23 protein-coding genes, 2 tRNA genes and 1 pseudogene are annotated in these 26,579 nt (G+C 56.2%); 8 read left to right on the forward strand and 18 right to left on the reverse strand.

What is annotated here, in order from left to right; genetic code table 11:
• Positions 1–129: 129 nt before the first annotated feature.
• The 6 genes from ACR0CE_RS11145 to ACR0CE_RS11170 are packed head-to-tail and all read right to left on the reverse strand — an operon-like array spanning position 130 to position 7,716.
• Positions 130–1,401, reverse strand: coding sequence for an aspartate aminotransferase family protein (locus ACR0CE_RS11145; protein ID WP_480482978.1), 1,272 nt, complete (start codon positions 1,399–1,401; stop codon positions 130–132).
• A gap of 1 nt (position 1,402) precedes the next feature.
• Entirely contained in the window at positions 1,403–2,506 is a 1,104-nt protein-coding gene (locus ACR0CE_RS11150; RefSeq protein WP_480482976.1) for a mandelate racemase/muconate lactonizing enzyme family protein, read from the reverse strand.
• On the reverse strand, positions 2,503–3,609 hold the full coding sequence (locus ACR0CE_RS11155; RefSeq protein ID WP_480832413.1) for a mandelate racemase/muconate lactonizing enzyme family protein: 1,107 nt from the start codon (positions 3,607–3,609) through the stop codon (positions 2,503–2,505). Before ACR0CE_RS11155 ends, ACR0CE_RS11150 begins: the two co-directional genes overlap by 4 nt.
• Positions 3,606–4,184: a dimethylsulfonioproprionate lyase family protein gene (locus ACR0CE_RS11160; protein WP_480832415.1), complete on the reverse strand. Its 579-nt coding sequence runs from the start codon at positions 4,182–4,184 to the stop codon at positions 3,606–3,608. The genes ACR0CE_RS11155 and ACR0CE_RS11160 overlap by 4 nt, the downstream gene beginning before the upstream one ends.
• Positions 4,181–5,263 carry an alcohol dehydrogenase family protein gene (locus ACR0CE_RS11165; RefSeq protein ID WP_480832417.1) on the reverse strand — a complete coding sequence of 361 codons (1,083 nt, stop codon included), beginning with the start codon at positions 5,261–5,263 and terminating at the stop codon, positions 4,181–4,183. The genes ACR0CE_RS11160 and ACR0CE_RS11165 overlap by 4 nt, the downstream gene beginning before the upstream one ends.
• On the reverse strand, positions 5,263–7,716 hold the full coding sequence (locus tag ACR0CE_RS11170) for an FAD-dependent oxidoreductase (RefSeq protein WP_480832419.1): 2,454 nt from the start codon (positions 7,714–7,716) through the stop codon (positions 5,263–5,265). Before ACR0CE_RS11170 ends, ACR0CE_RS11165 begins: the two co-directional genes overlap by 1 nt.
• 68 nt (positions 7,717–7,784) lie before the next feature.
• Here ACR0CE_RS11170 and ACR0CE_RS11175 point away from each other — a divergent pair, with 68 nt between their 5' ends.
• From ACR0CE_RS11175 to ACR0CE_RS11185, 3 genes are all read left to right on the forward strand, one after another.
• A complete protein-coding gene (locus tag ACR0CE_RS11175; RefSeq protein ID WP_480558706.1) occupies positions 7,785–8,672 on the forward strand; it encodes a MurR/RpiR family transcriptional regulator in 888 nt (295 codons plus the stop codon).
• Positions 8,669–9,757, forward strand: a complete 1,089-nt coding sequence (locus ACR0CE_RS11180; RefSeq protein ID WP_480558704.1) for an aromatic ring-hydroxylating oxygenase subunit alpha — start codon at positions 8,669–8,671, stop codon at positions 9,755–9,757. Before ACR0CE_RS11175 ends, ACR0CE_RS11180 begins: the two co-directional genes overlap by 4 nt.
• Before the next feature lie 235 nt (positions 9,758–9,992).
• Positions 9,993–10,376: a carboxymuconolactone decarboxylase family protein gene (locus ACR0CE_RS11185; RefSeq protein WP_480482962.1), complete on the forward strand. Its 384-nt coding sequence runs from the start codon at positions 9,993–9,995 to the stop codon at positions 10,374–10,376.
• 6 nt (positions 10,377–10,382) lie between these two features.
• Here ACR0CE_RS11185 and ACR0CE_RS11190 read toward each other — a convergent pair whose 3' ends face one another.
• A complete protein-coding gene (locus ACR0CE_RS11190; RefSeq protein ID WP_480832421.1) occupies positions 10,383–12,002 on the reverse strand; it encodes a hypothetical protein in 1,620 nt (539 codons plus the stop codon).
• Positions 12,003–12,034: 32 nt separating this feature from the next.
• On the reverse strand, positions 12,035–12,346 hold the full coding sequence (locus ACR0CE_RS11195) for a hypothetical protein (protein WP_480622989.1): 312 nt from the start codon (positions 12,344–12,346) through the stop codon (positions 12,035–12,037).
• 68 nt (positions 12,347–12,414) lie between these two features.
• On the opposite strand from ACR0CE_RS11195, the gene ACR0CE_RS11200 reads away from it, so the two are divergent.
• Positions 12,415–13,356, forward strand: coding sequence for a YcaO-like family protein (locus tag ACR0CE_RS11200; protein WP_480832423.1), 942 nt, complete (start codon positions 12,415–12,417; stop codon positions 13,354–13,356).
• Positions 13,357–13,364: 8 nt separating this feature from the next.
• Here ACR0CE_RS11200 and ACR0CE_RS11205 read toward each other — a convergent pair whose 3' ends face one another.
• Both ACR0CE_RS11205 and ACR0CE_RS11210 read right to left on the reverse strand, forming a co-directional pair.
• On the reverse strand, positions 13,365–14,573 hold the full coding sequence (locus tag ACR0CE_RS11205; protein ID WP_480832425.1) for a hypothetical protein: 1,209 nt from the start codon (positions 14,571–14,573) through the stop codon (positions 13,365–13,367).
• Positions 14,574–14,757: 184 nt separating this feature from the next.
• The gene (locus ACR0CE_RS11210; protein WP_480832427.1) at positions 14,758–16,740 is read right to left on the reverse strand and encodes a phosphatase PAP2 family protein; all 1,983 of its coding nucleotides are present in this window, start codon (positions 16,738–16,740) and stop codon (positions 14,758–14,760) included.
• Positions 16,741–17,172: 432 nt separating this feature from the next.
• Between ACR0CE_RS11210 and ACR0CE_RS11215 the strand changes: the two genes are divergently transcribed.
• Positions 17,173–17,262 (forward strand) — tRNA-Ser (locus ACR0CE_RS11215).
• A gap of 155 nt (positions 17,263–17,417) precedes the next feature.
• Here the strand turns inward: ACR0CE_RS11215 and ACR0CE_RS11220 are convergent.
• From ACR0CE_RS11220 to ACR0CE_RS11250, 7 genes are all read right to left on the reverse strand, one after another.
• The gene (locus tag ACR0CE_RS11220; RefSeq protein ID WP_480539066.1) at positions 17,418–18,158 is read right to left on the reverse strand and encodes an outer membrane protein; all 741 of its coding nucleotides are present in this window, start codon (positions 18,156–18,158) and stop codon (positions 17,418–17,420) included.
• Between the two features lie 211 nt (positions 18,159–18,369).
• Positions 18,370–19,125: an ABC transporter ATP-binding protein gene (locus tag ACR0CE_RS11225; RefSeq protein ID WP_480486520.1), complete on the reverse strand. Its 756-nt coding sequence runs from the start codon at positions 19,123–19,125 to the stop codon at positions 18,370–18,372.
• 1 nt (position 19,126) lies between these two features.
• Entirely contained in the window at positions 19,127–19,975 is an 849-nt protein-coding gene (locus ACR0CE_RS11230) for an ABC transporter ATP-binding protein (RefSeq protein ID WP_209506685.1), read from the reverse strand.
• The gene (locus ACR0CE_RS11235; RefSeq protein ID WP_480545830.1) at positions 19,972–20,883 is read right to left on the reverse strand and encodes an ABC transporter permease; all 912 of its coding nucleotides are present in this window, start codon (positions 20,881–20,883) and stop codon (positions 19,972–19,974) included. Before ACR0CE_RS11235 ends, ACR0CE_RS11230 begins: the two co-directional genes overlap by 4 nt.
• Positions 20,880–21,938 (reverse strand): ABC transporter permease, encoded by a 1,059-nt coding sequence (locus tag ACR0CE_RS11240; RefSeq protein WP_480558696.1) that lies wholly within the window; start codon positions 21,936–21,938, stop codon positions 20,880–20,882. Before ACR0CE_RS11240 ends, ACR0CE_RS11235 begins: the two co-directional genes overlap by 4 nt.
• Complete coding sequence (locus ACR0CE_RS11245; protein WP_480832430.1) at positions 21,939–23,534, reverse strand: ABC transporter substrate-binding protein; 1,596 nt, start codon at positions 23,532–23,534, stop codon at positions 21,939–21,941. It lies immediately after the preceding gene.
• A 34-nt stretch (positions 23,535–23,568) separates the two neighbouring features.
• Positions 23,569–24,624: a dipeptidase gene (locus tag ACR0CE_RS11250; RefSeq protein ID WP_480486513.1), complete on the reverse strand. Its 1,056-nt coding sequence runs from the start codon at positions 24,622–24,624 to the stop codon at positions 23,569–23,571.
• Positions 24,625–24,745: 121 nt separating this feature from the next.
• Here ACR0CE_RS11250 and ACR0CE_RS11255 point away from each other — a divergent pair.
• From ACR0CE_RS11255 to ACR0CE_RS11265, 3 genes and pseudogenes are all read left to right on the forward strand, one after another.
• A pseudogene (locus tag ACR0CE_RS11255) lies at positions 24,746–24,937 on the forward strand (helix-turn-helix domain-containing protein); the annotation flags it as partial.
• Between the two features lie 24 nt (positions 24,938–24,961).
• The gene (locus tag ACR0CE_RS11260; protein WP_480623005.1) at positions 24,962–25,657 is read left to right on the forward strand and encodes a LysR substrate-binding domain-containing protein; all 696 of its coding nucleotides are present in this window, start codon (positions 24,962–24,964) and stop codon (positions 25,655–25,657) included.
• A 296-nt stretch (positions 25,658–25,953) separates the two neighbouring features.
• A complete protein-coding gene (locus ACR0CE_RS11265; protein ID WP_480832432.1) occupies positions 25,954–26,352 on the forward strand; it encodes a cupin domain-containing protein in 399 nt (132 codons plus the stop codon).
• A 136-nt stretch (positions 26,353–26,488) separates the two neighbouring features.
• On the opposite strand, the gene ACR0CE_RS11270 is transcribed toward ACR0CE_RS11265, so the two are convergent.
• Positions 26,489–26,565: transfer RNA gene (locus ACR0CE_RS11270), tRNA-Met, on the reverse strand.
• Positions 26,566–26,579 lie beyond the last annotated feature (14 nt).

Below are 26,579 nucleotides of genomic sequence, written 5' to 3' on the forward strand. Positions count from 1 at the left end.
TCGAAAAGTTTTCAGATTGCCGGTGATTTAATCAGTATTCGAGGGGGCGAGGCTGACCCCCGACTTCCAAAGGTAGCGGGTCGCTGTTGAACTCAACAGCGACCCGTTTACGTTGTATACATCCAACCTTCAGGAAATGGCATCAACCGCGTGACGGACGGCGATGCGTGTCTGTTCCAGATCCGCATCGGTGATCGCCAGCGACGGATAAAGCTTGCCCGGAGACTTAAAGATTCCATGGGCGCGCAGCACCGCATTATAAGTGGCGTTACGCTGTGGATCATCATGGTTTGCGCTGCGATAGTCACGACATTCGGCGTTGGTGAAATAGATGTCAAACAAAGTCTCGTCACCGCATATCCGATGCGCAATACCCGCTTCATTCAAGGCGTCCGTCTGAATCTGCTGCAAGTGTTTTCCAATTGCGCGCAAACGCTCGTACGCGCTATCACGCCGCAGAATCTCCATCGTCTTCAGCCCAGCGGCCGAGGCGACCGGATTCCCTGATAGGGTCCCCAACTGCATCAGCCAACCTTCTTCCCCGACCTTCGATTTATCGAAATGCTTCATGATCTCGACGCTGGCACCGAGCGCAGCCAGAGGGAAGCCACCGCCCGTGATCTTACCCAGAGTGCAGATATCCGGTGTGACCCCGTATCGTTCCTGCGCCCCGCCATAAGCCAGCCGAAATCCGGTGACGATCTCATCAAAGATCAGCAACACACCACGTTGATCACACAGGGTTCGAAGGCCCTGCAAATATCCCGGCATTGGCGGAATGATCCGTTGCAAAGGCTCGACCATAATCGCGGCAACATCGTCATTTTCCTCCAGCAAAGCAGCGACGGCTTCCAGATCGTTAAAGGGCGCGATCAGCATCTGCTCGGCCACGCTGTCGGGGATACCGGCGCTGTCGGGAACAGCCTGCGGGAAATTAACTCTGCGGCTTGGGGCAAGGCTCATCTGCGCCTCGGCGCTCATACCGTGGTAACCGCCTTCAAACTTCAGGATCTTGCTGCGCCCGGTATAAGCCCGCGCCAGGCGAATCGCATACATGTCGGCTTCGCCTCCCGACGCGACAAAGCGCACCTGCTCGCAGCAGGGAACGGCGTCGATGATGGCCTCGGCCAATTCGATGCCCTTGCTGTTGTTTGCAAAAAACGTCATCCCTTTTGGCAACTGTTCCAATACGGCTTCCATCACCTCGGGGTGGCCATGGCCCAGCAGCATCGGACCCGACCCTATCAGGTAATCGACATATTCGTTGCCGTCCTCGTCCCAGACACGGCTGCCTTCACCACGGGCGATGATGATGCCCGGATCGAAGTTGCCGAAACCGCCAGCTGGAAGAACCTCTTTTGCGCGTGCTATCCACTCGGACTGTGTCTGGATCTTCAGCATCTCAATCAATCTCCAAAATCGGGGTGCCAAGAATTTCGAGGTCAGGGGTCACACCTAATCCCGGACCTTCGGGCGGAGCAATCCGGCCGTTTTCACGGTTTGGTGCATCAGGACACAGACGCGGGGCCACGTACGACGACAAGTCACACGTGTTCATCAGGGAGCTCTTCGGCGTCGACGCCGCAAAGTGGAGTGAAGCCGCGGTAATAATATCAGACCCCCATGTGCATTCCGCGCAAATCTCGGCGCCCAGATGCACGGTCAGGTCCCGCGCACGACGCATTGCCGACAATCCGCCGAATTTTGAAAGTTTAAGCGCCACCGCATCCATGCACCCGAGGTCATGCGCACGCATCAGCGAGGCAAGATCAAAGGCACTCTCGTCGATTTTCATCGGAAGACCGGTAGCCTGACGGACAGCGGCACAGTCCTCCAGCGTTTTGCAGGGCTGTTCCAACATCACGTCCAGATGTGCCACCGCACGCCCGGTGCGGGTCGCCTGCAATCGCGATGCTCCACAATTCCAGTCACCGTAAACCAATGGCCCGGTTCCCACGGCTTCGCGCACTTTGATCAACCGTTCGGCATCCGCCTGCCAATCGCCCTCGACGCCCAGCTTAACCTGAAACTGGCGGATACCAGTTTGAAAAGCGGATTTAGCAATGCGCGCCATCTCGTCCGGCGCAATGCAAGTGATTGAATGATAGAGCGGCATATCCGCCTGCGCTCGCCCACCCAACACCGCATAAACCGGCATCCCTGCCGCCTGACCGAACAGGTCCCAAAGCGCGATATCGACGATCGATTTCGCGTATTGATGCCCTTGCAGAAACCCGTCCAGCTTGCGCATGGGGGCGTCTGCACCAAATGGGGTAATCCCGAGGATTTCAGGCGCCATCTCAGCAATGGCACCCGGCACCCCATCCGCATAGGCCGGCAGGTAATGCGGGATCGGGCAAACCTCACCCCACCCCCTGTGACCGGTGTCCGTTTCAAGGCTCAGGACATGGGATTTCACAGTGGCGCAGGTCTTACCTTCAGCCATATGGTACGTTTCGTGACTTGTCAGATCAACAGACCAGAGCGTTATCTTGTTGATTTTCATTCATATACCCCCACCGGATCGCCCAGCGCGCTTTCATCTGGGTGCACTCCAAGCCCCGGCATTTCGGGTAAATGCAGGTGACCATCAACATTCCGGGGCCCACGCCCCCCGGCAATATCGACCGTGATCATGTCCTGACAGGCCCATACGGCAAGGCAGTTGTCATCCGGGATGGTCGCGGCCAGATGCAATGCTTCGGTATCGGCCAGAACCGTACCGCCTGTGGCCATTACAAACATGTCTATCCTATGGGCCAGCGCGATATCCCGCATGCGTGCAGCCTTGGTCAGCCCGCCGACGCGGTTCAACTTGATCCCGAAAATCTGAGCCAGACCATCGCGGGCGATACGGGCCGCATCCTGCAAAGTCACAAGGCTTTCGTCCACTGAAACGGGTGACGGGTGAAGCCCCGAGATTGCAGCAATGTCATCCAGCGTCTCACAAGGTTGTTCGAACATGACATTCAGGTCCGCGCAGGTGCTCATCACACGCAACGCTTGCTGACGCGTCCAGCCACGATTGACATCGTAAAGAACGATTTCCCCGGGTCGCCGAATACTCTCGACATCGCGAACACGCGCGATGTCCCGTTCAACGTCACCACCAATCTTCACGGAATGTGCGATGTAGCCCCGCTGGCGGTAACGCTCTAGGACCGCGCGCGTTTCGTCTACAGTTTTCGCCCCGACCGAGGACGCAATCGGGCGCGGTGTCCGCGATCCACCCCCCATCAGATCGGCAATCGGCACGCCCGCCACCTGACCCGCGATATCCCAGCAGGCCATATCAATAGGGCTTTTGGTATAAAGGTGCCCGGGCAAGGCAAGATCCATAGCCCGTTCCACATCCAGAACCCGCCGCGGATCCAGGCCCAGAATGAACGGCGCTATCGTTTCAATTCCGGCGCGGATACCCGGACCATGCGCGGGCACATAGGTATGGCCCCATGGGGTCCCTTCACCCCAGCCAACAAACCCCGCATCGGTTTCGATTTTCACGACTGTCGCGTCAAGCGTTTCGAATTTCAGCCGCCCGCCCGACAACCAATATGGATGCTCCAGTGGGAGGTCGACGTGAAATACTGTGATAGATTTGATCTTCATGCGATATCCATCCGGGGCAGATCACCCATGCCTTCACCGCGCCACAGAACATAAGTCAGGATCTGCTGATCTGTGGTGACCATGGCATGACTTTGCCAGCTTGCGTGCAAGCGTGTTTGATTGGCTCCAAGATATGTTTCGTTCCCATTGACCTTGAACAACGCACCTCCGCCAAGGACGAGGTAGAGTTCTTCGGCCTGATGGCTGTGCCAATCGTAATTCAGGCCAGCCCCCCAAAACGCGATGTAGCCACGCAGCAGGGTCGAGTGAAAATGTCCGGTTGGACCGAACAACTCATAATAGCCGTATCGGTTCAGGAAATCCGCACCAACTTCGTTTTCGGTGTAGGTGTGTTTCCAATGTGCCAGATGCGCAGTCGCTTTGACCGCCGTGATCAGGTCACGGGTTGGCGCGTCTTCAACAAGGTCGAAGGCTGCCACCAGTCTCGTTGCGGGAATGGGTGCGGGATCCAACCCCGTCGGGGTCAGATTACCCGGCCAAGACGCGAACGCAGCCAGATCCGGATGCGCATGGTGCATTTGCCGGGCAGCTTTAAGAACATCGTCAAGCGTCATGGCATCACCACGATGTTGCCGGCGTGCTCTTTCGCAATGAACGCGGCTTGCGCATCTCGGAGATCCTCCAACGGGTATGTCGCGGCAAGCGCTGGCTGGATCTCACCAGCCTCGATGTATGTTACGAGGTTCTTCATGACCTGAGGATCAATGACGGTCGAACCGGTGAAGGTCAGGTCGCGCAGGTAGAATGTGCGCAGATCAAGTTCGACGATCGGGCCTGCAATTGCGCCCGAACAGGTATAGCGGCCACCCCGTTCCAATATGTCGATCAGGTTCGGCCAGTATGGTCCGCCCACGACATCTGCGACCACACTGATCTTTTCTACGCCCAGCGCCTCGCGCAGGTTCGCAGGAGCGCGTGGCAGAATGACGTCAGGGCCAAGCCTGGCCACGTCCGCGTGTTTGGATTCGGATGCCATCGCGATCACCCGTGCGCCGCGCCGTTTGGCCAGTTGCACAAGCGCACCGCCCACACCGCCGGAAGCACCTGGAACCAAAACCGTATCCTCGCCGGTCACATTGGCACGGGTCAACATGCCTTCGGCGGTGGAGTAAGAGCAGGAAAAAGTTGCCAGTTCAGCATCCGTCAGGTTCGAGGTGATTGCCACAGCATTCACCGCCAGAGTTGTCGCGTATTCGGCAAAACCACCATCCCGTTCCGAGCCGAAATAACCAGTCTTGTCCATATTGTCGGGTTCCACCGGGTCGCGCAGCCAGCCATCCGTGATAACACGCTCACCAATACGCCCCCGGTCAACACCGTCGCCGACGGAAACGATATGCCCGCAGATATCGGCCCCTTGAATTCGCGGGAAGGTGATCGGATTACCGCCCCAGGTGGGATCATCTTCACCAACCTCTTCAAACGCGCCACCGGTTGTTGCGGCTGTGACCGTCTTGGAGTACCAACCCGACCGCGTATTGACGTCTGTATTGTTCAGCCCACATGCCGCAACCTTGATCAGCACTTCGCCTTCCGCAGGTTCAGGGCGCGGCCAGTTATCGTGCCGAACTATCTGCTCTAACCCTCCGTGGCCCATCGTGACCATGGCTTTCATTGTGGCGGGCAGGCTCATCAGGTGGTCTCCATTACTGCGTCTGTGCGGGGCAGCAGGCTGTCTGGATCGTAGGCGGGCTTATCCAGTACTCGGGCCGAACGCGGCTTGCCGTGAATCACGACCTCCAACTCGGTTCCCGCTTTTGCTGCTTCGGGTTTGATGTATGCAAAGGCCAATATCTTACCTACCGTGTGGCCGAATACGACCGAAGCTGTCGAGCCTATGACACGCCCGTCCAGCGTCACCGCCTCGCCTCCATGGCCATCAATTTCGCCATCCGGCTCGACTTGCAGATAGGCACATACCCATGGCAGATCGGTGTTCAACGTCTTGTCCTTGCCCAGGTAGCCCTTGTCCGTACGGGCAAAGCGCAGCACATCAGCTTCTGCCAGCGTGACTTCGTTTGTCAGCTCGCCTGCCCCTTTGAAGCCCTTCTCCATCCGCATCACGTTCATGGCGAAACTGCCATAGTCCGCGATGCCATACGCCTCACCCGCAGCCCATAGCGCATTGTAGACATCAAGGCAGGCAGCGTTAGGCATATGCAGTTCCCAACCCAGTTCGCCCGCATAAGACATGCGAAACGCCCAGAGTTTATGACCGGCAATTGTGACCTCCTGCGCTGACAGCCAGCGGAACCCGGCATTGCTCAGATCGGTATCCGTACAGCGCGCCAGAACTTCGCGTGATCGGGGACCGTTCAGCGACAAGGCCGACCAATCAGAAGACAGCGCGGTGATTTGCACAACTTCACCCTTGCGATGATGCGCCAGATGATCAAGCAAGCGCTGTTCGAAGAACGCTGCACAGACCAGATAGAAGCGGTCTTCGGCCATGCGGACAATCGTTGTCTCTAACTCGATCCGGCCACGACGGTTCAACATATGGGTCAGCGTGATCGAGCCAACCTTTTGCGGCATCCTGTTAGCAGTCAACCGATCCAACAGGGTATAGGCATCGGGCCCCGATACTTCGACCTTGGTGAAGGCGGTGACATCCATGATGCCGACACGTTCGCGCACTGCCTTGACCTCGGCCGCGACCATGTCGTCGGCAGGAGTGCGGCGGAAGGAATAGTGATCGCGTTGTTCCACACCATCGCGTGCGAACCAGCGGGGGCGTTCGAAGCCATAGACCTCTTCATGTACCGCGCCCTTGGATTTCAGCATCTCGTACAGTGGCGACGGCTTGATCGGACGCCCTGCAAGTCGATTGAGGTGTGGAAACGGGATTTCGTGCCGCAAGCAGTAATCTTCTTCCGCCTTGATCACTTGCCAGTCTTGGGTGGCATAGCTGCCAAAGCGGCGCGGATCGAAATCCCGCATCGAGATATCGGCAGCCCCATGCACCATCCAACGCGCCAGTTCTCGGGTCAGACCCGGGCCCCAACCGATCCCGATCTGCGTTCCGCAACAGCACCAGTAATTTCGCACACCCGGAGCAGGCCCGATCAGGGGGTTGCCGTCCGGCGGATGTGATATCGCCCCATGCACATCGCGTTGAATACCCAGTTCCGCAAAGATCGGCATCCGGTTCAGGCTTTCCTCTAGCCATGGCATTACCCGGTCATAATCCGCGTCGAACAACCAGTTCTCGTACTCCCACGGGCAATGATCATGCCAGACCGAGTTCGGATTCTCTTTCTCGTATATTCCGATCAGGCCACGCTGCTGCTCCATCCGGATATAACCCGAGACTTTGCGGTCATCGCGGATCACCGGCAGTTCTTTGTCCAGGTTCTGGAATTCCGGCACCGGCTCGGTCACGAAATAATGGTGTGTCATTGACGTCATGGGCAGTTGCAGCCCGGACCATTCGCCCATCTGGCGCGCGTAGGTGCCACCCGCGTTCACCACATGCTCGCAGATGATTGCACCCCGTTCGGTCTCAACAATCCATTCACCGTTTGCGCCCTGCGTGATGTTCGTCGCCCGGCAACTGCGGAAGATGCGCACGCCTTTCTGGCGTGCCCCGGCTGCCATCGCCATGGTCACGTTTGTCGGGTCCACATGGCCGTCATCCGGCGTGCGCAGAGCGCCAAGAACACCTTCGAGGTTATAAAACGGATGCAGTTCAGCCACCTTCTCGGGACCGACAAGTTCGATATTGAAACCCAGCGACCGGCCCACCGACAGGGTATGGCGCAGCCAATCCATCTCGTCCTCGGTATAAGCAAGGCGGAACGAGCCACAGCCATGCCACGTGACAGGCTGACCTGTCTCGGCCTCAAGCAGGCCGGAATACAAGCCGATGTTGTAATCGACGCATTTGCCCAGACCAAAGCTTGAGGTTGAATGCGTAATCTGCCCCGCCGCATGCCATGTACTGCCGCTGGTCAGCTCGGCCTTTTCCAGCAGAACAGTCTCTTCGCCCCAGCCTTCATGGGCCAGATGGTAGGCCAGACCAACGCCCATGACGCCGCCTCCGACGATGACCACACGTGCGTGTGACGGCAGTTCATTCCCGGACATGATTTTTCCTCTTCCCGAGTCGCTTTTCTGCTCGACAGGCTAATTCCACATTTGTACCATCGTCAATCATGAATGACACAAATGTATCATCAACTGTTCTGGATCGCCTGACCGAAGAGTGGGACGCCCTGACCCCTGAGGCGCAGAAAGCCGCGCGTTACGTTCTGGAAAACCCTACGGATGTAGGGGTTTCAACCGTGCGCGAAATTGCCGAGGCGGCAAAGGTCAAGCCCAACACATTCGTGCGCATGGCGCGGCAAGTGGGGTTTGAAGGGTACGAAGATTTTCGCGAACCCTTTCGCGACGCGATCCGAAAAGGGCGCGTGTCGTTTCCAGACCGCGCCAGATGGCTTCAGGACATCGGCAAATCCGGTGAATTGGGCGGGCTGTATGCCGATATGATCGGTGCCGCAATCCGGAATATCGAGGAAACATTTGCAGGGATCGACGCGACCCGCCTGAAATCTGCTGCCGAAATCATCTGGAATTCTCGCCAGATTTTCACACTCGGCGTAGGCGTCAACAACTCCAACGCGCGCAACTTTACTTATCTGGCTTCGACCGGGATGAAGCAGTTTCATGCAATCCCCCGCCCCGGTTCAACCCCAATGGACGATCTGGCCTGGGCCGATGAGCAGGACGTGCTGATTGCGATCACCTGTCATCCCTACCGCACCGAAGTGATCGAGGCGGTCAAACTGGCACGTCAGCAGGGCCTGACTGTCATCGGTATCTCGGACAGTCCGGCCAGCCCTGTGATCCGGAACGCCCATCACGGGTTTGTCGTCGCAGCAGATACGCCGCAGTTTTTCCCATCATCCGTTTCGACCATCGCGCTGCTGGAAACGCTGCTGTCTTTCGTGATCGCCGTATCCAGCGACGAGATCGTCGAACGGGTCGAACGTTTCCATCGTCGTCGCCATCAGCTTGGCATCTATGCGGAGGAACCCGAATGAACGCACCGCTGACCCACTCACTGGACGCGCGATATTATACCGACCCCGCCATTTTCGAGAAGGAGATGCAGGGGCTTTTGGCCCGAACATGGCAGTTCGCAGGCCATGTCGCGCAGGTTCGGGAAACAGGAGATTACTTTGCCTTCGAGATTGCCGGGCAAAGCCTGTTTTGCATTCGCGGGCGCGATGGCGAAATTCGCACTTTCTATAATGTCTGCCAGCACCGTGCGCATGAAATGGTCTCGGGCACAGGCAACACCCGCGTTGTCGTCTGTCCCTATCACGCGTGGACCTATGAATTGTCAGGTCAGTTGCGCGCGGGTCCAAATATCAAATCCGTCCCCGGATTTGACCGCAGTGCGATCTGCCTGACGGCGGTCCGGACCGAAATCTTCAATGGGTTCATCTTCGTCAATCTCGACGACAAGGCAGCCCCGATGGATGACTGGTATCCCGGAGTACGGCAGGAAATCCGTGCATTCGTCCCGCATATCGACGAACTCGAGCCGCTGGAATGGGTCGAGATTCCGGAACACTGCAACTGGAAGGTCAGCGTCGAGAATTATTCGGAATGCTATCACTGCCCGAGCAACCACCCGACTTTCGCTGAAGGTGTCGTCAAGCCCGAAACCTACGACATCCAACCCGATGCAGGCGGCGGTTTCGTGCTGCGCCACACGACCGAATGTCAGAGCCTCGACAAGATGACTTACCCAATCGACCTGTCGGTGCCTCATGCGGGCGATTACCAGTCTTGGTTCCTGTGGCCGATGTTTTCGTTCCAGTGCTATCCGGGCAATGTGCTGAACACATATCACTGGCGCGCAAATGACACGGATCACTGCACCGTCTGGCGCGGTTGGTACACTGAAGGTGGTTCGGAAAGCGCGGTGATCCGGCAACTGGCCGTTCAGGACAGGGAAACAACGGTCGAAGAAGACATCCGGCTTGTGGAATCCGTGCATCGCGGCCTCAGATCCCGTGGTTACTGCCCCGGCCCGCTGGTGCTGGATCCGGGCTGCGGTGTGATGTCCGAACACTCAATCGCCAAGTTGCAACAATGGATGCGCGAGGCAGTGGAATGAAACCCACCCCAGGCAGACATAACCTGCTTGCCCTACCCTTGAGCGGGTAGATCAACCACGCTGATGCCCAAGGACTGGCACCCTTGCGAAATTGACCGGATTTTGCCCAAAGCACTTGGGTATATCGACATAGTGGACATGCCGGACCGGGTATACAGGTGCACCACCGGATGAAATCACACTACGATCCCGCATACAAACACCGCCTGACACGCTGACAAACCGGAGACCCGTAATGGCCGACTTATTTGACGAAGACCTGTTCCTGAAAGGGTTGGAACAACGGAAGAATACACTGGGCGCGGACTATGTGGAAAAGAACCTTGCAGCAGCAGATGATTTCACCCGCCCGTTTCAGGAAGCCATGACCGCCTGGTGCTGGGGTTTTGGCTGGGGGGATGACGTGATCGACGCAAAAACGCGGTCGATGATGAACCTGTCCATGATCGGAGCACTGGGAAAGATGCATGAATGGGAAATCCACTGCCGGGGTGCCATCACCAACGGGGTGACCAAAGAAGAAATACGCGCCATCATCCACGTGGTCGGGATTTATTGCGGCGTTCCGCAGGCGTTGGAGTGTTTCCGCGTCGCCCGCAAAGTGCTGGACGACAATTAGACGCCATCACAGACCTGCTTCGGCCAACAGTCGTGCACCTTCGTCATAGTATTTTCTGTTTTTGAAACAGCCCGGCCAGGCCCAGCGCTCTGCCGTGAAACCGGGCTGCAATTCCAGGATGCGACGGGCGTGCCGGCGTGCCAGTGACTGGTTGCCAGCGGCGGCGGACAACATGCATAACACAACCCGCGCCCGCACGCTGCCGGGGTCCACTCGCAAGACATTATGCGCGTGCTGCCATGCTGCCTTGTCTCCGGAGAGGGCAAGGGTCATGGACAGGTTCGCCTCGATCCAGATCGGCGGGTGCGGCGTTAACGCGAGGGCCTGCCGATACGTGGCTATTCCGTCCTCAAGCCGGTCATCATACATCAACAAGACACCATAATAGCCCAGCAATTCGGGGCTGCTGTGGAACCTCTCAAGTACCTTGCGCATCAGCTGGCAAGCCTCGGCAGTATGGCCAGCAACACTGTGGGTAAACGCTTCGAGTGCGGCGCAATAAGGATCCGCCGGGTGTTTTTCACGCATGACGGCGCAGTCGGCCTCGACCAGAGCCAGCGTTTTTTCCGGCGAATCTTCCATGCCCAACCGGATCAGATCCAGGCGGCAGAATCCGACAGCGATCCGCGCAGGCAGATAGTCCGGATCGCGCTGCAAACAGACCTCATACTGGCGGATGGCACGAAACAGGCCGTCCTTGGTCGTAAGGCTCTCCTGAATGCGGCCATTCTGAAATGCCGTCCAAACTTCGGTGGATGTAGCGTGTGCTGACCAGATATCGGACCAGTGACCATCCCGCAGCCGCAACTGAAGCGCTTCGACAACTTTCATTGCGATTTCTTCAACGGCGTCAAACGTATCCTTTTCCCGAAACCGGAAACGTTCGGTCCACAGGCACACCTGATCCACAGTTGACGTCAATTGTGCTGCCACGCGCAGCCCTTCGGCCCCTACCACGCTGCCGCTTAGCATATAACCGTCGACAGGCCCTTCCTGTCTTCGCGCATCGCGCAATTCAATGACATCCGACAACGTGCCCAAAAGGAAAAGCAATTCGTCCCGGATCGAGGCCGCCGCCACGTTGATGTTGTTATCGTCACCAATTACTTCAAACGGCTCGACAACAATTGCTGGTCTCTGGCGCCCCCAATGGGATGGAAAGCGCGCGCCAACCGGAACGGGCGCGTTTTCATCAAAACCAACATCCCAATAAGCTTGCCGTTCAACGGCCAACCAGTCTTCAAATTCCGGGTCTGCAACATCCAACCCTTCCAGAAGCTCGGCGCGATCCGGTTGAAGCGGTTCATCAAACAAATCAATTTCAAGCGCTTTCAGGTCGATGGAGACATTCTCGCGCCCGATGTCCAGAAACCCCAGACCGAACCCGGCCAGATGCTTGGTCAGGACACTAAGTTCCTTGCGCAACGATGCCGCACCCTGTGCGGGTGAGCTTTTGCTCCAAAGCTTGTCTTGCAGCCAGGCCCTGCTGCGAACAGCATTTTTAGACAACAACACCAAGGCGAGAAGCGCTTTCGCCTTGGTGCCGCGTGGTGTTGCATCCTGGCCGTTGTCGCAAATCACCTGAAACGGACCGGTCAGGAATATCTTGGTTTTTGCCTTACTCAAATAAACTCCTCAGGCAAGTTCAGACACTGCGGTCAGGAACCACAGCCATAAACGACAATGCCACCCATCGCTTCGTAGGCCAGCTTGCAGCACCATGACTGGTGATCGGGATTTGGGTCTGGCTCTTTATCGCTCAGATCGGGGATGACAATGTGAACCCTGTCCTTGGAATCATAAACAAACTCCACCGCAGGATTACCAACATCCGAAAGGATGTCATGTATCTTCTGCTCAGCCGCATCGCGATCTTCTGGCGACCCCAGCGCGTTGCTCCGGGCGGCGTTCAAAACTTCACACCCAAGATCCTTAAGTGTGTATTTCGGATTAATAGTCAAACGAGCCATACTAAAAGTCCTTTCTTAACAACCACAACCATTTGTATAACCCGTTACATACCTATCCGGAAACAAAAATGACCGACGCGCTGATTGAACTGGCCGAAAACGCAGGGCTTATTTCCGGACCTTCTTTTGCTGAATTTCCCAAAGGTGCTCCGATCCACACCGCCTTTCGCATGATCAATTTGCGAAACGGAACAGTGCCACCCGCTGGCGCAATGAAACATCGCGTGTCCTTCGGCACTGCGCGTAACCGGAACGAAGCCGCACGGCTTTCGGGTTTCGAAGCGATCGAACGTTATGCGCTGCAATACAGCGCGGATTCGCCTGAAACCCGCGAGAGCCTGATTTCATCGGACGGTGCCACGCATTTTCTGCCACGTGATGCCCTTGCTCTGGGTGCGCCGGGCAGCGACGGGCAGATCACGTCGAAGGGGGCCGCAGCGGGACCAACGCATGAGGCCGCTGCGCTATGGGCCTCGCTCGAATGTCTGGAACACGCGCTTGGACCACGTGGGTTCGACCAGGTGTTGCCCGAAACAGCGCTGCCGCGCGATCTGACCCGCTGGCTGAACACCTACCTGCGCAATCTGAGCGTTCACCTTCGCGTGGTTCCGGCGGTCGGCTTGCTACTGCGTGCGGTCTGCGCCGATGCGGATGGCGGGCGGCCAACCTATGGAACGGCTTTTTCCGCCGATCTGGCGACAGGTGTCTGGCACGCGGCTTGCGAAGCGGTTGTGTCCTGGCGCAATATGGTGACGCTTGACCACACCGGCGTGACAGATGACGCGATGAATGAGGAACAGGCACGCTTGTTCCGACTGTATCGCGGCGCGCAAACCAATCGCCCGCCAACTCCGGCATCCTCTTTCGATGTGGACGCCTGGCAGAGTCCCGACCCGACGCTGATGACTGTGTTGACAGCGGCGGCCAACGCCGCCGGTCGCCCGATTGCCATATTCGATATGACCGCGCCGGAAATACCTTTGCCCGTTGTCAAAGCCGTGCCGGTTTGAAACCTTTGTCAGTGACTGAATTGGCGAGTTAGCGCCAGTTTGCCAGAGACCTCGGTTTCAGTCCGGTCCGCAAATTCAGAAATCTGTTTGCATCGTTGGGTTTCCGGCAGTCCGCAAACGATGTCGCTTGGATCAACAGGCGGGACTTCAACAAATTCGACCCTTGTGATCGCGCGTGGATTGGCCGCCACTGTTATCAAAGGGCCAACCTCGATCAGGCCGGCAAGCGCATAACCCGACGAAGGCCGTGCGGTCGACCCTGATCCCATGGTGATATCGTCCAGAAACCGCGGGTCATCATCGCCCGGCCCGAACTCAAGGCGCATGGGCATTCCCGCTTCACCGCGCGGATAACGCACCCAATCTGTCGGCACATTCACCGCATCCACGAAGAGTTCGGACATGTGAAACGCCCGAATATAAAGCCCCATAGGATTCGCGAACGCCATCGCGCGCCCTGTCGGTGTTGCTGTGCCTCTGGAGAAGGCCAGATCAAGGGCTTCACCTGCCAACCCAGATCCCGCATGGCGACAATACAAATCCTGTCGGTCGGCAAAATGTAACACTTCATCAAGCCGCGCGGGCCTTCTGTTTTCACCATTGCCGACAACATATGGGAATGAGGAAAGATGCATTGTAGCGATCAGGTCGCTCAGGCTGTTCGTCTCTCTGATCATGAACAAAGCATGTTCGATATTCAACGGATGCTCTGGTGGATGGGCAAAATCTGTTCCCACCAATCTTTTTTGAAAACGAGCAATGCGTTGAGGCACGTCCAATGCGCACCAATCTGATTTCGAAACCTCGAACAACTCTTCGCAGGAATATGAACATCTGGATACGGTTTCAACGACCGAAAGGAAGTGATCCAGATCGAACACTGCCATGGTTCTCCACCACTCCATCAGTTCGGTCGTGGCGACAAAGCGCTTCGGCCGCATTTTACCTTCGGAATCGGGCCGTAAAATCAGCGCATATTCCAGAAATTCATTGTGTAGTTCGGCCCTGCTTGCCCAACCCCGATCCGAAAGACTGGCGGCCAGATCCTCGCCCAGACAATCCCGGGGCTCGCGCGGGTTGGCAGACCATTTGAACCCCGTCGATATCTGACCATCGACGATGTCGTCTGGGTCCATGACCAGGAACGGGCTCACTCCATTGCCATCGAAGAACCCTTCAATTCTCGAGTTCCAGTCCGACAGGGCGGCTTCACTCACCCCCCTATCGGCGCAACCTGGAGATTGAAAAACAGCCATCACCGAACACCGATCTGTATCTGAAATGCAGGGCTGATCTGCCATCAATACTTGCCACGACGGTTCCAGCCTGGTTCGAGAGATCATCATCGTTGACGGGCACGGAAGCATCATGAAAAATCTCCCTCCGAAAAAATCTGAAACCTCATCCGCCCCAACCTGCCTGCTCTGGCAGGTGGCGGGTCCACCACAATTCAGGCGAACTATTGGCTACGTGGATTTCACTGCCAGAAGACCGTTTTCCCGAGATGCTGAGATGATCGCCGTCAAAGGTCTCAAGCGACACTTTCGATAACGCCGGTGATTTTGCCATATGCTCTGCCAGTATTCCGACCGTGATACGCTCACCCATCCGGATACTGTCGAAATAATCGCTATAGAAATGAACGCCCGCCAAATTGCGCCCAAGTGCAATATTCGCAGCCAACTTATTCAGCTCGCCATTCAGCGTCAGGCAGTCTGCACTGTCTTCTGGTCGGGTCGAGTCGATCAGGGTCTTGCCCCCCGCAGCTGGCACAAGGACCCGAGGCAGACCAGCCGCAGCCAAAGACACCCGTGATCCATCAAAAGCGTGCGTTCTGAAGAAAGCCTTGAGCACTGTGATACATGCCCCGGCAACGGCACCATGAGCCGCCCCATAAGACGGGTGCATTGGCGACCCTTCGGGGTAAGCAACCGGCAGCAGCAAGTTACGGTCATTTCGCGGCAAGCCCTTATGGGAAATGGCGTTATGCGCAAACCGCTTCACCGAAGGCGAGGCGGCGATTGCATCCATAAGGCTGAAACCTTCGCTTGTCGCCGCTTCGAGTTTTCCCAGATGGGTCGCGGCAAAAGGCTCGGCCGCGCCAAGGGTTGCGCCGTGACCGTTCGCCATCAAACTCGTAACACTGCCCAGCTTTTCAGGCCGGGCACGATTGTGCACCTGAAACGTCTGGCGTTTCGCGGCCCTCAGGGCCCGTGCCCCGGCTTCCGTCAACAGGGACAGTACGTGCGCGCCGCCGCAGGCAGAGCCTGGATCACGCACACCGGCATATCCATCCTCGGGCAAACCTTCATCTGTCGGCGTGCCCTGTCCCAGCATCAGCAGGCAGGCATTGAAAAAAGCCTGATAGATTCTGTCAAAATGCACGTAAGAGGCAAGGTCGCGCGGTGTTTCAATGAATTTCGTTCCCTCGCTCTCAAAGGCTTGTTCAGCCGTCGTGTCCGCCCCGTTCTGAACGTCCAGCCACTCAGCCCAATCCCGCAGATAGTCCACGCCCGCCGTCTGCGGCTGGATTTTCTGGTCGATCCTCAAAGCGCCGAAGGGAACAGCCCCGACGGCCATTGCCTGCGTCAGCTTTTGCTTTTGTCGGCGCGCTTGATCTGCTGTCAGTGGATCGTGGCCTTGTACCAGGAACTGCGACAGATACGGTCCCTGTGCACAGCCCTGTGAGCAACCGCGAAACAGGGTTTGAGGGGTCAGGCCGCCACCGTCCCGAACCCGCCGCGCCGCCGAAACCTTTCCAATCTCTGCGCCATCAGCGTCCCGAGGGCTGCCATCGCGACGGAACCATTCCATCTGACAAAGGGCACCAGCCACGTTGGCCGCATCACCGGCACCATCCCTGATGGATTCGAACGGCACATCCCGCAGATAGGCCATCGCGTAAATCTCGGCCATCTCCGCCGCCAACTCATCCGATCCAAGCCGGGGCGCGGGTGCAATTCCCACCCCCCCCGCGTCACATCCGTTGAGACCAAGCCGATGGCCCAGGATTGGCCCTTCCCACGCACGCCACCTAAATTCACCACCCTCTGATGGCGCGGTGCGGAAGGGCCCGGAATAGGCTGGCGTGTCGAACAACGCCAACCGATTGCCATGATTGTCGGTGCAGGTCGGATCCGCCACTTCTTCCAGAAACTCGGTATAGACCTGCGCGTCGACAATTCCGTTCACGTCATGACGCAAACCCTTCGAGAAATTCGTGGGCCATGTCCCTTCAAAAAGGTCCGATTCACCGTTGTGATCCTTGAAAACCTCCTGAGTGGAACGCGCCAACACACTCAAACGGCGCCGACCCCGGCCTACCTTTTGATTGGCTTCGTCAGGGTTCTGCCATGGTTCAGACGGAACGGTATGTTGCGACATGATGTTCTCCTCAACGACGAAAGAACGATTCGCATCACGGCGTTACCGGATCGTGACTTCCAAAAAGAGAATGTGTTTTCTATGCTTTTTCAATAAGTTGTTGGGTTCGCACTGGCGCACGGAACGCAATCACGCAAAAACTCGTGACCCGGTTCCACGTTGCAAAGCCAACCGAGCACTTGAACTCCGCTGTAGACTTGCCACGTTCAAATTCTCGTACATCAGGCCAGATGCCACAGGCAAGGCCCGCGATTCTAAGGATATTACGAACTGCATCGGGCCTGAAGAAAGTGAACCCGTACTTACAAATGGTGTATGCAAACCGGTGCGATTCCGTTCTATTTCAAAGAGTTCGGACAGATCTGCAAAAAAAACCAAACTTTGCGGAATTGACCTTGTATTTCCGTTGCTTGCACGGATATACCCGTCGGCGGAGACGTGGCCGAGTGGTCGAAGGCGCTCCCCTGCTAAGGGAGTAGGCCCGGAAGGGTCTCGAGGGTTCGAATCCCTTCGTCTCCGCCATTTACCAAAGTAAAAAATAATCATAAAAAGCAAAAGCTTATTTGAAATCAGACAGTGCGTTTCTGGACTATCGAGCGACGACAGCCCTTAGAAACAACCGCGTTCAGCCGCTGTTGCAACATAGGTTAGTATCAGGGAAGCGCCTGACGTTGTCTTCAGAACCTGTACGTTGCGCCCAGCAGCGGGCCGGACTGGTCAAACCTGAAATCATTGCCGTTGATCTCATGATCGAAGGAAATATACCGGTAGCCGCCGCGGATCAGCCATCTGTCATTGATTTCATAATCTGCAGTCAGCAAAACTTGCCAGGTTTCGCTACCGCTCCGAAACCCGCCATAATCCACGAACCCGGTCCCTGACCATTTGTCAGAAATCCGAACTCTTGCACGGGCAGCGACGACCGGATCAGTCCAGTTGTCGTCGGTCGTCACACTTCGCCCAGCAGCGACCCCAGGTTGCAATCGGAACGTGGTTTCCGTGCTGAACCACCTGAACCCGCCTGCTAAGGCCACGCTGATCGCGGGTGTCTCATAAACATGGTAACCGACATAGCCGCTGAGAAACTGCGTGGTGGCAGAGGTATCCAAACTCGAAAACGCCGGGCCGGGAGTTGAGTTACTAAACGCCAAATCGGTGTAGTTGTAATCCGCTAGCAACAACCAGCGCCCGTTAGACGCGGAAATACTGCCCATAAACGCAAAATCCAGGTTTTCGAGAGCGTCTGAAAAACTCAACGTGCCGTCGATTGTTCCACTTGGTGTTGCAAGAGAAATGTCCGTTTCGGCCATGAACAGATAAGCTGTGCCCGAAAAAGACCAATCAGATTGCTGGGCTGAAACAGGTGGCGCGATCAGTAACGCAACCGCAATCGCCAAGTTTTGCACCTTGCTTTTCATCAGTGACCTCGTTGCTAAAATTTATATTGCATTTCCTGCATGCTTCACGGTTACACAATTTGTAAACGTTTCCAATATCTCGATCGCTGTAGTGTTGTCGCGTTCCCTATCGAAATAGGGATGAATCCACACCAGAAATGCCAAAGGATCCTATTGTCTGACCCCCGAATTAATCGTGTGAAGGACAAACCCCAGATTGAATGAACATTCGTTATTGGTTCGGAGCAACAGACGCGGTCAACAATTGCTTGGAATACTCGTGGCTTGGGTTCCCCAAACGCAAAGTTTCCGAGGACATGACCTCAACAATTTCACCATTTCTCATAACTGCCAATTGCTCGCACATATGTGCGATAACCGGAAGATCATGAGACACCATCAGATAGGTCAGTCCGCGCTGTTTGCGCAGGTCAGTCAACAGGTTGAGCACCTCGGCCTGAACGCTGACATCCAAAGCTGACGTGGGTTCGTCCAAAAGCAAGATATCCGGCTCACCTGCCAAGGCCCTTGCGATTGCCACGCGTTGTCGTTGGCCACCGGAAAGCTGGTGTGGATACCGGAACCGGAATTTTTGCCCAAGTCCGACGTCATTGAGCAAATCGCTCACGCGTTTATCGATGTCCCCAAACCCATGCAGATGAATAGTTTCACTGAGGACCTGATCAACAGTGTGCCGCGGATGCAAAGACGCGTAGGGGTCTTGAAACACCATCTGGACGGTTCGAAAGAATGACCGATCCCGCCGGGACCCGGATATCGCCTGGCCTTCCACTCGGATTGTGCCCGACCATTGCGGTGCAAGTCCGGTTATTGCCCTCAGAATTGTCGACTTGCCGGACCCGCTTTCGCCCACAAGGCCAAAACTCTCGCCCTGCGCGACTTCAAGGTTTGCGTCCTTCACCGCATCGACCCGGTCGTGTGCATGACCAAACCAGACATTCAGATTGTTGATTTCAAGTGCCTTCATTTCAGCCCCTCACGCTCGGGGCTTCGGACCACGACGGATCGCGTGTGAGAACACTCAGGTGAGTGCATTTTTCGTCAAGGCGCGGCAGCGAGTTCAGCAAGCCCTGGGTATAGGGATGTTGGGCCTGATGCAGCTTGTCAGCCTCGCAAACCTCGACGATGCGACCCGAATACATGATGAGAACACGGTCGCAGAATTCAGACACCAGATTCAGGTCGTGGCTGATGAATATCAGGCCCATCCCCCGTTCCTTGACCAATCCGTCCATGATATTCAGCACCTGCCGCTGAACGCTGACATCAAGTGCCGACGTTGGTTCGTCGGCAATCAGTATCTTGGGGTTGGGAATCAACATCATCGCAATCATAATGCGCTGACCCATACCTCCGGACACCTCATGCGGGTACGCTCGCATCACCCGCTCAGGATCACGGATTGAGACATTGTCCAACATCTCAATAGCCATCTTTTTCGCATGGGCCTTAGAGCCGGAATTGTGTTGAAGGTATGCCTCCATGAGTTGCTCGCCAACCGTGACCACCGGGTTCAGAGAAAACTTGGGGTCCTGCATAACCATGGAGATCTGCTTGCCTCGCACCTCACGCATCTCGCGCTCGCTGAGCTTCATCAGGTCTCGGCCTTCCAGATTGATGTGTTTGGCCTCCACGATACCCGGATTTCTGATCAGGCGCAGAATGGCCCGCCCCGTCATCGACTTACCCGAGCCGCTTTCGCCGACGATCCCCAGACGCTCGCGCCCCAGCGAAAACGATACGCCCCGCACGGCGTCAAACACGCCCTGACGGGTTGGGAAACGAACCCACAGATCTTCGATGTCGAGTAAGTTCATTGCCCACCGTCCTTTGGATCAAGCGCGTCCCGCAGCCCGTCACCCAACAGGTTGAAGGCCAGCGAAACCGTGAAAATTGCGAGCCCCGGCACCGTGGCCACCCACCAGTGGTCAAGGATGAACCTTCGACCCTCGGATATCATGGCACCCCATTCCGGGCTTGGAGGTTGTGCCCCCAACCCCAGAAAACCAAGGCCGGCGGCAGCCAAAATGATCCCGGCCATATCCAGCGTGACCCGCACGATCAAAGATGAGATGCAAAGCGGCCAGATATGCCGGGTGATGATGCGCAGCGGCCCGGCACCCTGAAGGCGTATCGCGTTGATATAGTCTGTTGACCGGATGGTCAGGGTTTCTGCACGCGCCATACGTGCATAGGGCGGCCACGCCGTGAGTGAGATTGCCAGAACAGCGTTTTCAATCCCTGCCCCAAGCGCCGCGACAAACGCCAACGCCAGAACAAGTCGTGGAAAAGCGAGGAAAATATCCGTGATGCGCATAAGGATCACATCCGTCCATCCCCCCACATATCCCGCAACAGTCCCGACCAGAAGCCCCGCAATCGGTGCGATGAGCGCCACAAGAGCTACGATGTACAGTGTAATTCGCGCCCCAAAGATCAGGCGTGACAGAATATCCCGCCCCAAGCTGTCGGTTCCCAACAGGTGCCCTTCAGCCCCGATGGGGAGAAGTCGGCTGGACAGGCTCTGAACAAAGGGATCGTGCGGCGCGAGAAAAGGCGCAAAGACCGCTGTCAGAACAAGGACGACAAGAATCGCCAACCCGACCATTGCCATCGAGTTTGATCGCAAAGTCAGCCAGCCTTTGTAGAAGCTGGCCAATCTGGCATGGCGGCGCGAAGTCGGCTCGTCGGTCAGCAGCCACTGGCGCAAGGTCATGTCGCTCATTTCGACCTCGGATCAAAGAAACGGTAAAGAAGGTCCGAGAATATGTTCAGGCAGATAAAGATCAGCCCGACCACAACGGTTCCTCCAAGAACGGCATTCATATCGGCGCTCAGCAAGGCCGTCGTGATATAGCTGCCGATCCCCGGCCAGCTAAAGATGATCTCGGTCAGAACTGATCCTTCCAACAAGTTGGCATAGCTGAGTGCGATCACTGTGATCAGCTGCACCCGGATATTCTTGAAGGCGTGGCGCCAGATAACTTGTCTTTCAGACAGCCCTTTGACGCGGGCGGTGATGACATACTCGGCTGACAACTGTTCCAGCATGAAGGATCGGGTCATCCGGCTGATGTAGGCAAGCGAGTAGTACCCCAGCAATGCCGCGGGCAGGATGATATGGGACAACGCATTGCGGAAGACATCCCAATCCTGGGCCAAGGCACTGTCTACCAAAATCAGCCCAGTGCGTGAGGGCACTATGTCCTCGTAGAAGATATCCAGGCGGCCCGGGCCACCGACCCAGCCGAGTATCCCGTAGAAGACCAGAAGCCCCATGAGCCCCAGCCAGAAGATTGGCATTGAATACCCGACAAGCGCGACCACACGGGCGACCTGATCGATCCATGATCCGCGCTTGACTGCGGCGATCACACCAAGCGGAACACCCAGAAAGATTCCAATCAGAACGCCCAAAGTCGCCAATTCCAGCGTGGCAGGGAAGACGCGGGCAATATCCTGAGAAACCGGGCGGGCATTCAGAAGTGAATCGCCAAAATCACCGTGCAGAACATCCCAAAGGTAATATCCAAATTGAACCAACAGCGGCTTATCAAGACCAAGCTGTTGATAGACCGCATCATAAGTCGATTGCGATGCGCGTTCACCGACGATTGCCAGTACCGGGTCGATCGGCATCACGCGACCGATGATGAAGGTCACGAAAAGCAGACCCAGCATTGTAATTGCGATGGTGCCAAGAGTTTTCAGGATACTCTTGATCCAATGGATAAGAGGCGCCGAGCGGCGCCCCTCAGTTGGTCTTTCGGCCAGTGCCATTTACTTGGTCACCTGCCAATACGACGCCGATGTAATCGCCTGACCGGTTGAGAAATTCGTCACGTTTTCACGCAGGGCCGATTGCTCAATCTGCTGGAACATGATGACAAACGGCGAAGTCTCGCGGAACTCGGCCTGGATTTCCTTGTACATGTCAGCGCGTTTCGCGGTGTCGTTTTCGATAACGGCCGCGTCCGTTTTGTCGGTCAACCCGCCGGTATCCCAAGAATTCCGCCAAGCCAGCAATCCTGTGGCATTGGCTTCGTCCGAATTATCCGGGTTATAGGCAAAGGTACCTGCGTTCGTCTGCGGGTCGGGATAGTCCGGCCCCCATGCGCCAAGGTAAACATCCAGTTCCCGCGCACGATACCGCGCCAAAATTTGTTTTGCGGTCCCCACGGTGATGTTCATCGTGATGCCAACCTGACTCAGCGCATTCTGTAGCGATTGGGCGATTTCGATCCGTTCCTGCGCTTCACGCACACCTACTTCAATCTCAAGCCCGCTTACACCTGCTTCATCCAGCAGGGCCTTGGCCTTTTCCACATCAAAGCTAAACGGCGTCTCGTCAGAGGCACCGAGATAGGTTTGGGGCAGGAAATTCTGGTGGATCGTGTATTGCCCTTTCAGGAAGCTGTCGCGCATCCCTTCATAGTCAACCAGATACTTGAACGCCTGCCGAACCTGAGGCTTGCTCAGCTCGGGATGTTTCTGGCTCAGCGAAACATACATCAGGCGGCCCTTAAGCTCGTCTGCAATCTTTACGCCGGCAACAGATGAAGCGCCGGCAACATCTTCTGGATTCAGGTTGCGCGCGACATCGATATCACCACGTTCCAGCAACAGGCGCTGGCTGGCGCTTTCCTGAACGTGGCGGACAACCACACGCTCCATGGCCGGAGCACCCAAATAGAAAGCGGGGTTCGACTTCAGTGTTACGCTTTCATTGGGTTTCCAGCTGACCAGGCTATAAGCCCCAGATCCAGCAGTATTGGTCTTGAGCCATTCATTACCCAAGTCGCCATCCTTATCGTGTTCCATCACCGTCTTCTTATCGACAATGCCGCCGATGGTAGCGGTCAGACAGTTCAGAACGAAGGATGTCGCATAGGGTTTGTCCGTCGTGATCGTCAGAGTGTTGCCGTCCGCGACAATCGTTTGTTCGACATTTTCCGGCGTGAACCCAAACTGGGTCAGGATAAAGGCCGGGGTCTTGTTTAGAATGATCGCCCGACGCAGTGAAAATTCAACATCTTCGGCCGTCACCGGATTTCCGGAGTGAAAGGTCAATCCTTCCCTGATATTGAAGGTAATCGATTTGCCGTCTTCAGACACATCCCAACTTTCAGCGATGTCGGGCTGATAGCCAGCATCCAGATTGAGCGGGTCGAAGTTCACCAGCTTCTGATAGACATTCCGGCTGACATCCGAACCCGCAAACTCAAAGCTTTCGGCCGGGTCCAACGTCGTGATGTCGTCGATACGATGCGCGATAACCAACATGTTCGGCGGCGTTTCGGCCATTGCCGAAGTCGAGGTCACGGCCAGCGCCAATCCTAGCGCCGCACCGGTAAGCAATCTGTTAAATGCGTTCATTTTGTCCTCTCTGTCATCAAGTCTTCACTAACGGTTACGAGCCCCAGGTCTTCTCAAGAACACGCAACCAGTTTTCGTGGCAGAGCTTCTTGATGAGCTCTTCGCCGTATCCATGGGTCACCATGGCATCTCTCAATCGAGGCAGCATCGAGATGTCCTTCACGTCGTCCGGCACGACCGCCCCGTCATAATCGGACCCAAGCCCGACCCGGTCTTCACCCATTATCCCGATCAGGTGGTCAAGGTGCTTCAGAACCTGCATCAACGGCACATCGGACAGCATCCGACCATCCTCACGCAGAAACGCAGTGGCAAAGTTCAACCCGACCATCCCGTCGCTTTCCGCGATGGTGCGAAGCTGATCATCGGTCAGATTTCGCGCGTGCGGACAGATGGCGTGGGCATTCGAATGCGTTGCGACCAAAGGCGCATCCGAATACCGCGCTACATCCCAGAAACCTTTTTCATTGAGGTGGGACAAATCCAACATGATACCCAGCGCATTGCATCGCTGCACAAGCCGCAGTCCATGATCCGTCAATCCAAGGCCAGTGTCCGGCCCCGATGGATATCTAAACGGCACACCATGGCCAAAAATGTTGGGTCGGCTCCACACGGGCCCCAATGATCGCAACCCCGCCGCATGAAACACGTCAAGCGAATGCAGATCGGCATCAATCGGCTCGGCGCCCTCGATGTGAAAAATGGCCGCAATCTGGCCTAGCGCCATGCTGTTTCGAATATCCGAAACTGATCGAACCACTTTCAACGCCCCCAAACGTTCCAGTTCCAGCAGTATGGCAATCTGCCCCAGCGCTGAGGGCAGAGCATCTTCGGCGTCTATATGATTGGGAAGCGGCAGGTCATAGCTAGGCTGGACCATTTCTTCCATTTTAGCATCGGCATCGATAGGCGAAGGGACCCAGACGGCAAAGAAGCCTCCGCCAAATCCACCGGCCTTGGATTTAACAGAGTCGATTGCACCTTCGAGCCCGGTCAGGAAGCGGCCCGCTTCGGGCAGACCGCCTGACGAGGCCAGTTTTGACAGAACATCATTGTGCCCATCAAAGATAAGAGGGGAGGTGCTCAAACTCGTTTTTCCCAGGTTAGTGTCATTTCGACACACGCTAACAGACGCAATCATCATGATTGCAAAAAATCTTGATGAGTTTTACTCATAGAGCTAGTCGGAATCATGCGGGCGCCCAGCGATGAAGAAACCTCGCAACTGGCATTCTCTGCCGGAATACCAGGCGCTCCGTGCGCTCATGCAGTCTGGAACAACGGCCGCTGCCGCACGACAGCTCGGCTTATCTCAGTCCGCGGTCAGTCGCTCGGTCAGCAGCTTAGAGGATCGACTGGGCAGAACACTGTTCGAACGGGATGCAGGCAGATTGCGACCGACGCAAGAAGCCGTAAGGCTGAATATGCGATTGGATCCTTTGTTCGAGGCATTGGACAGGATCGATGGTCCGGGCGAAACTGTGCAGGAAACACTGCGCCTCGTTGCACCGCCCAGCTATGCTCATCGATACATCGTTTCCCTCATCGCCAGTTTCATTCGCGGGAATCCCGGTTTTTTCGTGAACCTTGAGGTGACAACGTCGGATATGGTCACGCTTGGCGTGCTTGAGAACCGATTTGATCTTGCCGTGACCGGGATTGAACAAAGCCGCGCTGGCATCAAACTTATACCATTTCGCGAGTCACCAGCCGTTTGCGTCATGCGACCCGAACACCCCCTATCGGAACGCACCGTGCTGACGCCATCAGACCTGCATGAGCAAGAGCTGATCGCACTGACATATCGACACGGGCGGCGCGGGCAGCTGGACCGGTTGCTTCATCAAGTGCGCGCTAAACCGAGGATCGTTGCCGAAGTTTCAACCTCATTCGCCGCTGCCGACATGGCGCGCGAAGGATTGGGGCTGTCTGTTATCAATCCCTTTCCCGTCTACCATTACCGATCTCCCGATCTGGCATTTGTCCGATTTGAATCTCCAATGCGGTACCGAGGCCATTTTGTGGTCTCTGATCAAAAACCGGTTCCAAGGATCGCACGGGCATTCATGCGGCATCTGCGATTGAATACCCCTCCGGACCCTTTCTCTGACCCGAGGTAATGAAATCTTTCCAAAGGTCTTCAATGGCAATACGCCATGTGACCGCCCAACAGGGAAGATTTTGGAGGAGGGTCGAGGTACGGACCTGTCATGGCTACGTGCACAGTTTGGTATGAGTAACGTCCGCAAACGTGGTTTTCTTCGTCCTTATGTATCTCAGGCCGTATCACCCGGTATACGGTTCGTTCATAAGGCTCGTTAGAATCTCCGCCCAAAACCCGCTTTTGATTTCCCTACGTTTCCTAGCGAAGCTGGCCTATCATTCTCTGGCTCAAATCTTAGGAAGGAATACCTAGATGGCGGATTGTGCGAAACTGCGCCCCGGCGAAACCTATTCCGGGAAACAGGGGTTCGATTACTTCGAAGGCATCGCCAGACAGACGGTAGGAAGCCAAGCTATCTGCATGCATCTGCTCACGGTCCCGCCCGGAGGGCGCGCCAGGGCGCATAAACATGAGACACATGAAACCGCGATTTATGTGATTTCCGGGTCTGCTAAGATGTATTGGGGCGACAGGCTAGAACACGTTATGGAAACGCAAGCAGGAGACCTGATCTATATACCATCAAACACTCCGCACCTTCCGTTCAACGATGGGAATGAACCCGCAGTTGCAGTTATCGCACGCACGGACCCGAACGAACAGGAAAGCGTTGTTCTGATGCCGGAACTTGAAAGCCTTGTACCAGGGTGACGCAAAATACCGTTGGGGACCAGCAGCGCAGTTTTTTCTCCCCTGTTGCTTCCAGAGTGCTTTGAGTTGTGCAGTGGCCCTGAACGCAGAAAGCGCCCCTTGGGGCGCTAAGTGTTTGATATCTGACTTGAAGTATTGGTTGCGGGAGCAGGATTTGAACCTGCGACCTTCAGGTTATGAGCCTGACGAGCTACCGGGCTGCTCCATCCCGCGTCAGAGTCAGATTT

It is taken from the genome of Ruegeria sp. L11 (genome assembly GCF_056531755.1).